General features: G+C 38.4%; 11 protein-coding genes. 4 read left to right on the top strand and 7 right to left on the bottom strand.

The features are described from left to right. Positions 1-219 precede the first annotated feature (219 nt). The 5 genes from HMPREF3177_RS03035 to HMPREF3177_RS03015 all read right to left on the bottom strand — a co-directional run bounded on the left by HMPREF3177_RS03035 (position 220) and on the right by HMPREF3177_RS03015 (position 4386). The gene (locus tag HMPREF3177_RS03035) at positions 220-1242 is read right to left on the bottom strand and encodes a lipoate--protein ligase (protein ID WP_070457055.1); all 1023 of its coding nucleotides are present in this window, start codon (positions 1240-1242) and stop codon (positions 220-222) included. Continuing rightward, positions 1229-2116, bottom strand: a complete 888-nt coding sequence (locus tag HMPREF3177_RS03030; protein ID WP_070457054.1) for an SIR2 family NAD-dependent protein deacylase — start codon at positions 2114-2116, stop codon at positions 1229-1231. Before HMPREF3177_RS03030 ends, HMPREF3177_RS03035 begins: the two co-directional genes overlap by 14 nt. A gap of 12 nt (positions 2117-2128) precedes the next feature. Next, positions 2129-2890 (bottom strand): protein-ADP-ribose hydrolase, encoded by a 762-nt coding sequence (locus tag HMPREF3177_RS03025; protein WP_070457053.1) that lies wholly within the window; start codon positions 2888-2890, stop codon positions 2129-2131. Between the two features lie 61 nt (positions 2891-2951). Next, the gene (locus tag HMPREF3177_RS03020) at positions 2952-3287 is read right to left on the bottom strand and encodes a glycine cleavage system H family protein (RefSeq protein WP_068130215.1); all 336 of its coding nucleotides are present in this window, start codon (positions 3285-3287) and stop codon (positions 2952-2954) included. A 28-nt stretch (positions 3288-3315) separates the two neighbouring features. Next, a complete protein-coding gene (locus HMPREF3177_RS03015) occupies positions 3316-4386 on the bottom strand; it encodes an MsnO8 family LLM class oxidoreductase (protein WP_210388782.1) in 1071 nt (356 codons plus the stop codon). Between the two features lie 44 nt (positions 4387-4430). On the opposite strand from HMPREF3177_RS03015, the gene HMPREF3177_RS03010 reads away from it, so the two are divergent. Together HMPREF3177_RS03010 and HMPREF3177_RS03005 are read left to right on the top strand one after the other, a co-directional pair. Continuing rightward, positions 4431-5621: an NADH-dependent flavin oxidoreductase gene (locus HMPREF3177_RS03010; RefSeq protein WP_070457052.1), complete on the top strand. Its 1191-nt coding sequence runs from the start codon at positions 4431-4433 to the stop codon at positions 5619-5621. 45 nt (positions 5622-5666) lie between these two features. Beyond that, positions 5667-6347, top strand: a complete 681-nt coding sequence (locus HMPREF3177_RS03005) for an ATP-binding cassette domain-containing protein (protein WP_070457051.1) — start codon at positions 5667-5669, stop codon at positions 6345-6347. Here HMPREF3177_RS03005 and coaW read toward each other — a convergent pair. Then, the gene (gene coaW, locus HMPREF3177_RS03000; RefSeq protein WP_070457050.1) at positions 6334-7149 is read right to left on the bottom strand and encodes a type II pantothenate kinase; all 816 of its coding nucleotides are present in this window, start codon (positions 7147-7149) and stop codon (positions 6334-6336) included. The two genes, HMPREF3177_RS03005 and coaW, sit on opposite strands and share 14 nt — an antisense overlap. A gap of 69 nt (positions 7150-7218) precedes the next feature. After that, positions 7219-8802 (bottom strand): BCCT family transporter, encoded by a 1584-nt coding sequence (locus HMPREF3177_RS02995; protein ID WP_083286840.1) that lies wholly within the window; start codon positions 8800-8802, stop codon positions 7219-7221. A 188-nt stretch (positions 8803-8990) separates the two neighbouring features. On the opposite strand from HMPREF3177_RS02995, the gene rpoE reads away from it, so the two are divergent. Then, on the top strand, positions 8991-9482 hold the full coding sequence (gene rpoE, locus HMPREF3177_RS02990) for a DNA-directed RNA polymerase subunit delta (protein ID WP_068130226.1): 492 nt from the start codon (positions 8991-8993) through the stop codon (positions 9480-9482). A gap of 128 nt (positions 9483-9610) precedes the next feature. After that, complete coding sequence (locus tag HMPREF3177_RS02985; protein ID WP_070457049.1) at positions 9611-11227, top strand: CTP synthase; 1617 nt, start codon at positions 9611-9613, stop codon at positions 11225-11227. The last annotated feature ends 249 nt before the right edge of the window (positions 11228-11476 follow it).

Below are 11476 nucleotides of genomic sequence, written 5' to 3'. Positions count from 1 at the left end.
TCGATTTGCGTTAAATAGTTTTTCATCTTTTAATATAAAATGGATTTGCGTAAAAGAGATAGTCCGTACGTTGACACAATTCTCGTAATTGTCAACGTAATCAGACACTCGTTTACACAAATGCGTTTTGCGTAAAATAAAGCTATAACGACGCACCCTCACCAAATAAAAAGGCCGTAGTTTCGAACTCTTATGAGTCGTTAACTACGGTCGTTTTTATTAGCTTAAAATTAAATCTGTCAGTTCTTCTTTTGATAAATTACCGAAGTAATAGTTTAAATCGATTTCTGCTAATCGTTCTAATAGATCTTCTCGTTTCACTTTTGTGCCGATTAAGTGCGCGCTCACGTCGTCGATTTGTCCTTGGCCGAAGAAGTCACCGTAGATTTGGCATTTGTCGATACGACCTTCGACGATTTCTAAATTGATATCGATCGTTCCAGCAGTCGTACGGCCATCTCTTTGATAACTATAGTTTGGAGAGTTACCATAGTTCCAGTCCCAGTTTTTATATTTCTTTTCGACGAGTTCATCGATTTTCTGCCAGTCTTCGTCAGTTAGTTCGTAGCGTTTTGCTTCATCTACAGATTGAATATTGAGAAGTTCTTTAATGATGAGGTCTTTAAATTCATCTGTCGTAACATTTTGAAGTTCTGGTTTTAAATGTTCGCGAATGCTCGTTACGCGACTTCTTACAGATTTAATACCTTTTGATTCGATTTTCTTTTGATTCGGATTTAATGACTCAAGCATACGTTCAGGGTGAATGTCGAGTAGTAGAGAGAAACCACCGTATACGCGCCCGTGTGATTTTGTCATCGCTGCACCTGATACTTTTTTACCGTCGATTAAAAGATCGTTTCTTCCGCTTTGCTCGACATTTTTAACTCCGAGATTTTTCAGGGCTTGAATGACAGGGGCGTACATTTTCTTGTAGTCACCGTATATTCCACTGTCTTCAGGGATTAAGAAACAAACGTTTACTGCACCTTCATCGACGAGTACTGCTCCGCCTCCAGTGTCACGGCGTACGACGATAATGCCGTTTTCGTCTAAATAGTCTTGGTTCACTTCTGCACGAGCGTTTTGGAAACGTCCGATTTCAATTTTAGGTTGGCAATAATACGGAAATATAATTCCTTCATCTAAAAATATATTTTCATTGACATATACTTGCATTGCGAGTGCGTATGCACCGTCGTCTACATATTTTCCGTTACGAAATGGTTCAATTAGATACATGTTGTTGCTCCTTTAAAATGTGATTTGCTTTGACAATCGTCGTTTGAATATCATCTGTTAAAGCGATCGACTGCTCTTTAATATCATCAGGAATTCGGTATGATTTTTGGTTCATCGTAACAAATTTAGCGTCTTTATTTTGACATGTGAATCGCCAAAACGGATGTTTGATAAACTGCGGCGTCGTATAGCCGACACCGATTTCTAAATAGATGACTTTTCCGGATTTATGCTCGTTAAGAAACGCTTCGTATCGCGCTTTTTGCTCGAAGAAGTGTGGACTTTCGACCATGCCTTTTTCGGCGTTACGTTTGTTAATCTCTAACTTTGCGTTACATTTTGGACAAAACGGAATTAGGTCGTATGGTACTTTCATATCTTGTTGTTGTTCGACCATTTTTAACATCATTTCGTCATCTCGGTACGTCTCGTTATGGCAAAACTGACTACACTGCATTAACGCATATTCACCTTGATAGTAGAATACTTTATCCATATCATAGTCTGCTTTATAAAAAGCGTTATCTGCGTTTGTCGTAATGACAAAGTACGGTGTATGTTCGAGCATTTCTTTAAGTGCTACATACGATTTACCGACCGGTTGATCGATATAATTTAGCTTGACGAAGCGACTTTGAAACGCCCAATACTCTTCAGTCGTCGGAAAGTCAAAAAGACTCGCTTGTAACATGTCGAACCATCCGTACTTTTCAATAAAATCTGGAAAGTTCTTTTTAAAACGGTCACCGACGTATGTAAAGCCGTCTGAAGCGGACATCCCAGCACCGACGCCAACGACGACAGCGTCTGCATCTTTTATAAGAGAAGCGAGTGTTTCACTGTCTGAATGTGTGTTGTAGTTCCAAGTAGACATAGCATTTCCTTTCTAACGTAATATGTTGTTGTATATCATTTCATCTTCATCGGAAAATACGTTAAAGATGACTTTTAAATTAGAGTTTGTTTCTTCTAAATAATCTTTGACTGTGTGTGTCGCAATTTCAGCTGCGAGTAGTTTAGGGAAACGAAATACACCTGTAGAAATGCTACAAAACGCGACGCTCTCTAAATTATGCTGATCCGCAAGTTTAAGGACACTTAGATAACATTGTTTGAGTAAATCTTGCTGCATTTTTGAAGGTGCGTCTCCTTTAATATACGGACCAACTGTGTGAAATACGTATTTTGAAGGTAAGTTGTAAGCATTCGTTATTTTCGCGCGACCGACCGCTTCTTTACGACCTTGTGCTTCCATAATTTCGTGACATTCATAGCGTAGTTGAATCCCGGCTTTCGTGTGGATGATATTATCAATACACGCGTGTCCCTTTATAAAACAGCCGAGTAAATCAGCGTTCGCGGCATTCACAATACCATCAACAGCGAGTGTTGTTATATCACCTTTAAACATATAGATTTGTCTTTCGACTTCTTCTAAATCTTTAAGATGAACAACCGTATCGTTAAATGACTTTAAAAACTCATCTTGAATGCGTAAATATTTCTCAGGTAAAGGCTTTGGTTTACGCACGTTGACGAGTTCACGGTATAACGTAAATGCATGTTCAAAATCTCTCGCAGCTGTATGTGCTAAGTTTTTTTCATCTTGTAAATAATGTATCAAATCATTTACTTCGTTTAGTGTCATAACATAAAACCCTCTTTACTAGAAAAAAGCTTACAATTAAAAAATTGTAAGCGATCTAACATTATTGTGCGTCGTCTAACGCATTAAATGCATCTTCATCGACGTCTGTCAGTTTTACAACCCAGCTTTCGTTTGCGTCTGAAGCGTTTAAAATTTCTGGTGTGTCGATTGCTTTTGTATTTCGTTCAACGACTGTCCCAGCAAGTGGTGACATTAAGTCTAATACTGTTTTAGAACCTTCTAATTCAAGTAGTGAGTCGCCTTTTTTAACGACGTCCTCTTTACTGAATTGAACATATCCAACTGTTCCGATATCATCTTGAAGTTCAGGCGTTAACACTAAAGTATAAGTGTCTCCATCTTTATCGATCCATAAGTAGTTTGCTGTTTTTCTCATAAAAAACATCCTTTCTAAATTTTCGAATTTATAAATTAAATGCCTCGTGTATTAACGTGAGTGCATGTTTTCTATTGTTAAATCCTGGCATTAGCGGAATGATGAGTAATTCATCAGCTGAAAGTTCGTTTTGAATATCCATTAGCTTTGCTTTTATCGTTTCTTTTGACCCGACGACCATACGTGTCCGGTTGGCTTTCATACGCTTCAGTTCATCATCTGTATAATCATAGGCTTTCGCTGTTTCTACAGATGGGAAGTATTCGAACTCGTTAAAGTTATTTTTACCGAGTAGCCATACGTCTAAAGCATTCGCGAGTGTCTCGGCTTTTTCATCCGTATCTGAGATGACGACGAAAACTGCTGCAATAGTGACAGGTGTTTCGTTCGTTTTTGACGGTTGAAACATTTCTTTAAATTGCTTTATTGCCCGTCGTCCAGTTGGTATTTTATCGGTAGATGCATACGGAAATAACCCGAAAATATACCCGACACCGAGTTTCGCTGCGAGTTTCGCTGAACGTTCACTCGTACTTAGCATCCACATAGAAGGCGCTGAAGAAGTTTCAGGGTGAACGGTAATGTTTGACGCATTAGTTAAATGTTGTTGCAACGTATCGATATGATGTTCGTAGTCAAAATCAGCTTTTTTCGTATCCATTGCACGTTGTACTTTAGCTGTACCGAACGTATTACCAAAGCCTAAGTTCACACGTCCACAGTGAAAAGCTTCTAACATACGAAAGTTTTCTGCAACTTTTAACGGACTGTAATGCGGCAACATAACACCAGCTGAACCAATTTGAATGTCGTTTGTTTCATCGAGTAGTTTCATCATCAATAGTTCTGGTGAACTACTTGCAAATGATTTTACATCGTGATGCTCTGCGACGAAGAATCGACTGAAATTTAATGCTTCAGCATGTTGAGCGAGTTCGATTGCTTCTTTCACTGCAGTTACTGCATCTTTCTCTTCATCGATCACTGCGTAATCAAGGACGCTTATTTTAACGATGATGATCAATCCTTTTAAATTAAAATTAATGTATGAAGCATATATAATTATAGTCGCACTGAATTTTATAGTCAAAGAAAGCATATGGTATGCTAGAATGACAAACTTACAATTAAAGGGGTAAGAAAATGAACGAAAAATACGAACCGCTATTTGAACCATTTCAACTGCCGAATGGTGACGTCATTGATAACCGTTTTGTATTGTCTCCAATGATTACAAATTCATCGACTAAAGACGGGGAAGTAACGACTGAAGATGTCTTATATCACGAACGACGCAGCAAGTCTGCGCCGATTCTCGTAACAGGGGCTGCGTATATCGAACCGTACGGTCAACTATTTGAATACGGGTATAGCGTTGCAGATGATAAAAAAATTGAAGGATTAAAAAAACTCGCGCAAGCGATGAAACAGTCTGGTGGAAAAGCGATATTACAACTCACACATGCTGGACGTTTTTCTAACCAAGCAATTTTAGATTTAGGCGTCGTTTATGGACCGAGTTTGATGGAGTTAAATGTGCCAGTAAAACACCAAGTGTTGCCGATGTCTAAACGTAAAATCGACATGGTGATTGATAATTACCGCGAGGCAACTAAGCGCGCAATTGAAGCGGGATTTGATGGTGTTGAAGTATCAGCTGCACAACGATTACTCATTCAAACATTTTTCTCTAAATTTTCAAATGAGCGTGACGACGAATATGGTAGTAAAACGTTAGAAGACCGATCAAGATTTGGTTTAGAAGTATATCAAGCTGTTGCAGATGTTATTGAAACTCACGCGCCAAAAGACTTTATGCTCGGCTTTAGAGGGACACCTGAAGAAACAAGGGGTAGTGACGTCGGTTATACAGTTGAAGAGTTTTTACAATTCGTAGATGCACTCGAATCTATTCGACCGCTCGACTATTTAGCAATCGCAAGTTGGGGTCGAAACATTTATAAAGCGACGGTCCGTGCACAAGGTGAAAACGAAGGTGAATACGTCAATAAGATTGTCTATGATCACGTGAAAGGGAAAATCCCACTCATGGTTACTGGAGGTATTAACACGCCAGAAAAAGCACTAGAAGCATTACAATTTGGCGATATGGTCGGAATGTCGAGCCCATTTATTACCGAACCAGATTTCGTAAATAAGTTAAAAGCAGGTCACGAATCAGATATTACACTTCAGTTTGAGATTGACGAGTTAGAAGACTTAAAAATTCCACGTGCAGCTTTTAAAGACATCGTTAGAATGATGGATTACGGCGAAGGGCTACCAAAAGAGACGCGCGATGAGTTACGACGTATGGCAGAAGATAAAGAATAAGAAGTTTCTTGGGAAATATTTAATCTACACGAAAGTAGGAGTCGTATGGAGCTATCCATTGAAAAATTAACCGTTCAATTTAATACATTTTTGCTCAATATCAATGAACTTCATTTTAATGATGGGTTAAATATCATTATCGGGGGTAACGGTAGTGGGAAAACGACGCTTTTAAATGGTTTAATCGGCTATCAATATAGTGAGAGAGATGTATTGTTTAACGATGCACCGTTTCATTTAAAAGAGCACGTCACATATATCCCGCAACTTTTAAATCGCCCTGACATGACAGTTAAAGACTTCGCCGAGTTAACGAGTCAAAAAAGTAGCGATGATTTACTGAAACGTTTTTCTTTATACGATTTAAAAGATACATCCGTATCTCATATTTCGGGTGGGGAGTTTAAGCGTGCGGTATTTGTCCAAGCAGTGTTAGAAAATAAACCGATACTTATCTTCGATGAACTTGAAGAAGGACTCGACGTCAAATATAAAAAAGAGATGTTTGACTATATAAAAGAATTATCAAAAGAAAAAATCGTTATTATGAACGTGCATGATCTCACGCTCGTATTACAATATGCAGATAAAGTAATCGGAATGAAAAAAGGTGAAGTCGCATTTACGACTTCACCAGAATGTATCACAGAATCTAATTTAACGAATATCTTTAACGTACCACTTGAAATTATTGAGTATGACCGTAAGCGACTTATCGTTCTGTAACTAAAATCGCACCGATTGCACCACTATATTCACCGTTTTCAATGATATGTGGTTTTATACCTTTTAGTGAACCGTAGCTATGAATGACACCTTGCATGACATCGTTATCTTTTAATGTCGAACCAATGAGTACTAAATCATTCGTTTTAAATCCTTGAGCGAGCGTCACGCCAAATGAAATCGCACCTTCAGCGACCATTCCGATGACAGATGCAAGTTTATCTGCAGCTGAAGCGGTCGTATGATGGTGTGGTTCTACGCGTGCAAAGTTACTTGCAGTTAGTTCAGGAGTTAACGGTTTTGGTACAGGACCGTCTTTAAATATGTGCTTTACTTTTAAATCTAACGTATCACGGTTTCCTTTTTTTGCTGTTTCTACAATTTCCTCAAACGTCTCATAACCTGTAAGTAGTTGTGATAACCCCATTAACGTACCACCACCGATACCAGTACCACCGACGCGGCGCTGAGTGTTATTTTCGACGACGTGAAAACTCGTTCCCGTTCCGATATTTAAGTAAACGAAGCGATCTAAAGGGATATTTTGTTGCTCCATTAAATATGTCAGACCAGTAAACGCTGCGTCGAATTCAATTTGTAAATGCGACTCGTGCTTTACATGTTCTGATATGTATACACTGCCGCCTCCAGTTAAGTATAGTGTGACGTCTTCTTCTTCGTTTAACTCTTGAATGAGCATATCTACTTCAGTCGTAGGACGGCTACTATATTCATATGTACCATCGTCATACATTTTGACGACTTTCGTTAACGTACCACCCGCATCGATTCCTATTTTCATCGTTATCCTCCATATAAAATAAACTTAGCACCCTCTATTATATGGGTGCTAAGCAATTATTGTAAACTATTAAAATTGTTTATGTTCTTCTTTTGCGTTGTCACTGTGTCGGCGTCTTGCGAGTGCTTTGTTTGGCTCTCTTCGCATACTCTTAATAACACTAAATATCATTAAGATAAGAACGATCGCAAACGGTAGACCAGCGAGTAAGCTTGCTGCTTGTAAACTTGTCAGTCCACCAGCTAAAATCAGTGCGACTGTTAATACTCCGAGTAATACTCCCCATAACACTTTCATGCGTATCGGTGGATTTTCAGTATCACCAAGACTCATTCCAGAAACGATAAACGTTGCAGAGTCTGCAGACGTTACTAAGAATAAGAAGATGAGTAAAATCGCAACGATTGACGTTAACGTTGTAAATGGCATCGTATTTAATAACTCAAATAATGCGCGTGTTTCATCTTGTTGAACGATTGACGCGATATCTGTGTTTTTAAATAAGTCAGAGTAAATCGCAGTTCCTCCGAGGGCACCAACCCATAAGAATGATAAAATCGGTGGGACGATTAAAATACCAGCGACGTATTCACGAATCGTACGACCACGTGATACACGTGCGACGAATGAACCGATAAATGGACTCCAAGCAATTACCCATGCCCAGTAGAATACTGTCCATCCTCTTGTCCAATCTCTCGCGTTATATGGTTCGGCACGTAGTGAGTAACCGACATAATTCGATAAATAATCTCCGAGACCTAAAACGATAGATTCCATAATGAAGCTAAACGGACCGAAGATAATCATGAATACTGTTAAGAATAATGCGAGTACCATGTTCATCGTACTAAAGAACTTCATCCCTTTTTCTAGACCGATTACTGTCGATAAGATGAATACCGTTGTCATAAGTACCGTTAAAATAATTTGAGTGACAGGGCCTTGAGGTAATCCAAATGCGTGGTTTAACCCACCATCCATTTGTAAAATACCGAGACCGACTGACGTCGCCATCCCTGTAATTGTCGCGATAATTGCGAGCGTATCGATCGAATTACGACCGAGTTTACTATAGTTAAACCCAAAAATAGGTTCGAGTGACGTAGAAATTAACCCGTCACGCTTTTTACGATATTGGAAGTAACCAATCGCAAGTCCAGCAACTCCGAAAATTGACCACTGTGAAATTCCCCAGTGGAAATACGTATAACCCATTGCGATTCTCGCAGCTTCAGCATCTTGAATTGGGCCACCTAAAAACGGTGCTTCCACGAAGTGTTGCATCGGTTCAGCAACTCCGAAGAATACGAGTCCAACTCCAAGACCACTCGAGAATAACATACCGATCCAAGGCCAAAAGGCAAATTCTGGCTCAGAATCGTCATCACCGAGCTTAATACGACCGTATGGTGAGAGTGCTAAGAATATAAGTAACACACCAAATCCGAATACGAGAAGTAAGAAGAACCAAGTGAAGTTTTGAGAAATAAATTCATAAATTGCTTCAGAAGCTGCCTGGAATCTGCCAGGGATAACCATCGCAATAATTGATGCGACAATGATTATCGTCGCTGAAGTCCAAAAGACTGTTCCGAGTTCAAGTTTAGAGAACCCCTTACGCTTATGTTGATTCGTGTTTTTATTTGACACGATAAAATTTCCTCCTTATTGTCCAATGATTTATTATTACCCTAATCATTATGAAATAAACACTATTTTTTACGGGTTTTATTTTCAAAATATCATATGCTACACTATGAAAAATGCTTGCATTATAATAGTATTGAATGTAATATACTTTTGATTGTGCAATGAATGATATGAAAGGATATCAAATTATGAGATTAGATGAGTTTACAAAAGAAATGATCGACGAACAAGCGTTTATTGATATGGCTTATATTTACTTAGATGATTTAGAAAAAGAAACTGATTTATATTCAATTATCGACAAATTCCAAGAAATCGGTGGATATACTGAGAAAGAAATCGAAAATCGTATTTTACAATTTTATACAGACTTAAATACAGATGGTCGTTTTGTTTCTACTGAAGACGGTGTATGGGGTCTTAGAAAATGGTTCACGGTGGATGACATCAACGACAAAATTGCACCGACGGTTCATAAGTTTGAAGTCGTCGACAATGAACTTGATGAATTCGACGAACTTGACGAAGAACTTGACGATGAAGACATCGAAGATATCGACGAAGAAGACGATGAGGATATCGATGAAGCTATTGATGATGAAGACATCGACACTACGGATTTAAACATCGATGAAGGCGATACGCTCGAAGATGATTACGGTGACGGAGACGACTATTAAATTATTGACAAATTCCGTAATCGTGCTATTATTTTAATTGGGCTCCCTTATTTTAGGGATACAGTGAACGAGCTCCTTTCCAAGCGCATTTGGGAGGGAGATTTTTTTATTTATAGGAGGAATCTTACTTGACTAAGTATATTTTTGTAACAGGTGGCGTTGTATCTTCTCTTGGTAAAGGTATTACGGCTGCATCACTCGGTAGAATTTTAAAAGCACGTGGATTTAAAGTAACAGTTCAAAAGTTTGATCCATACTTAAACGTTGACCCAGGTGAAATGAGCCCGTTTCAACATGGGGAAGTTTTTGTCACAGATGATGGTGCAGAAACGGATTTAGATTTAGGACACTATGAACGATTTATCGACATTACAGTAAACAAATACTCAAGCGCTACAGCAGGTAAGATTTATTCAGAAGTGTTACGAAAAGAGCGTAACGGAGATTACTTTGGAGGAACTGTACAAGTCATTCCTCACATTACAAACGAAATTAAATCGAGAATGTTACGTAACGGTGAAAAGACAGATGCTGAAATCGTCATTACTGAAATTGGCGGAACGACAGGTGACATCGAAGGATTACCGTTTATTGAAGCTATTCGTCAGTTAAGAACACAACTCGGTAGAGAAAATGTCATGTTTATTCATTGTACGTTACTACCATATATTAAAGCAGCAGGCGAAATGAAAACTAAACCGACGCAACATAGTGTTAAAGAATTACGTGGTTTAGGTATTCAACCAGATATGATCGTCGTACGTACAGAGTATGAAATGACAGAAGACTTACGTAACAAGATCGCATTATTCTCAGACGTCAGTGTAGAAAACGTCATCGAAGCAAAAGATGAAGACACAATTTATAACATCGTGTTAAGTATACAAGATCAAAACATGGATGATATCGTCCTTAAAACATTAGGTTTAGAGAGTAAACGTGAAGCAAACTTAGACGACTGGGTACAAGTATTAGAAAACATCCGCAATTTAAATCAAAAAGTGAAAATCGGTATCGTCGGTAAGTATGTCGAACTTCAAGATGCGTATCTTTCAATCGTTGAATCTTTAAACCATGCAGGATTTGAAGAGTTAACAGAAATTGAAATCGACTGGATTTATGCAAAAGACGTAACGGATAAAAATGTCGATGAAATACTCGGTGGATTAGACGGAATCGTCGTTCCAGGAGGATTTGGAGATCAAGGTATTGAAGGTAAACTTGAAACGTTACGTTACGCACGTGAAACAGGTAAACCAGTACTTGGAATTAGTTTAGGAATGCAATTAATGGCAATTGAAGCGGCGAGAAACATCTTAGGTATGAAAGATGCGAACTCTACAGAAATCGATCCAACAACACATGATCCAATCATTACTTTAATGAGTGAAGATGCGGAGCTACTTGACCGTGAACATTCATTAAGAATTGGAAGCTATGACTCAGTCGTAGTAGAGGACACACTCGCTTCAAAACTGTATGGTGTGAAAGATATAAGCGAACGTCATCGTCACCGCTTTGAATTCAATAACGAATACGAAGAAAATATTAAAGACGCAGGACTTACATTCAGTGGAATGAGTGAAGATGGTAAATATAAAGAGATTATCGAAATTACAGAACATCCGTTTTATATCGGTGCAGTCTTCCACCCAGAATTTAAGTCAAGACCTACTAGACCACATCCATTATTTAAAGGATTAGTAGAAGCGGCTATTAAAGAAAAAGAAAATAACGAGAATTAATGAAAAGGGCGTGCAGTGCACGCCGTTTTTTGCTTTGTGGTTGCTTTTTGTTAAAATAACGCCACTGTTGTTAACGCAAAACGGATTTGCGTGAAATAGTTTTTCATCTTTTAACACAAAAGCGATTTGCGTCAAATCAGTCCTGCATACGTTAACGCAAATGCTCTAATCGTTAAATTAATGGGGCACCCTTTAACGCAAAACGGATTTGCGTAAAATAGTTTTTCATCTTTTAACACAAAAGCGATT

It is taken from the genome of Nosocomiicoccus sp. HMSC09A07 (assembly GCF_001808485.1).
GTDB classification, from domain to species: domain Bacteria; phylum Bacillota; class Bacilli; order Staphylococcales; family Salinicoccaceae; genus Nosocomiicoccus; species Nosocomiicoccus ampullae_A.
This window is presented reverse-complemented; position numbering and strand designations above follow the sequence as displayed.

What these genes read in the sequence shown, in the direction of transcription:
- HMPREF3177_RS03035 (WP_070457055.1), bottom strand. Translation starts at nt 1,242, where the DNA reads ATGTATCTAATTGAACCATTTCGTAACGGAAAATATGTAGACGACGGT.
- HMPREF3177_RS03030 (WP_070457054.1), bottom strand. Translation starts at nt 2,116, where the DNA reads ATGTCTACTTGGAACTACAACACACATTCAGACAGTGAAACACTCGCT.
- HMPREF3177_RS03025 (WP_070457053.1), bottom strand. Translation starts at nt 2,890, where the DNA reads ATGACACTAAACGAAGTAAATGATTTGATACATTATTTACAAGATGAA.
- HMPREF3177_RS03020 (WP_068130215.1), bottom strand. Translation starts at nt 3,287, where the DNA reads ATGAGAAAAACAGCAAACTACTTATGGATCGATAAAGATGGAGACACT.
- HMPREF3177_RS03015 (WP_210388782.1), bottom strand. Translation starts at nt 4,386, where the DNA reads ATGCTTTCTTTGACTATAAAATTCAGTGCGACTATAATTATATATGCT.
- HMPREF3177_RS03010 (WP_070457052.1), top strand. Translation starts at nt 4,431, where the DNA reads ATGAACGAAAAATACGAACCGCTATTTGAACCATTTCAACTGCCGAAT.
- HMPREF3177_RS03005 (WP_070457051.1), top strand. Translation starts at nt 5,667, where the DNA reads ATGGAGCTATCCATTGAAAAATTAACCGTTCAATTTAATACATTTTTG.
- coaW (WP_070457050.1), bottom strand. Translation starts at nt 7,149, where the DNA reads ATGAAAATAGGAATCGATGCGGGTGGTACGTTAACGAAAGTCGTCAAA.
- rpoE (WP_068130226.1), top strand. Translation starts at nt 8,991, where the DNA reads ATGAGATTAGATGAGTTTACAAAAGAAATGATCGACGAACAAGCGTTT.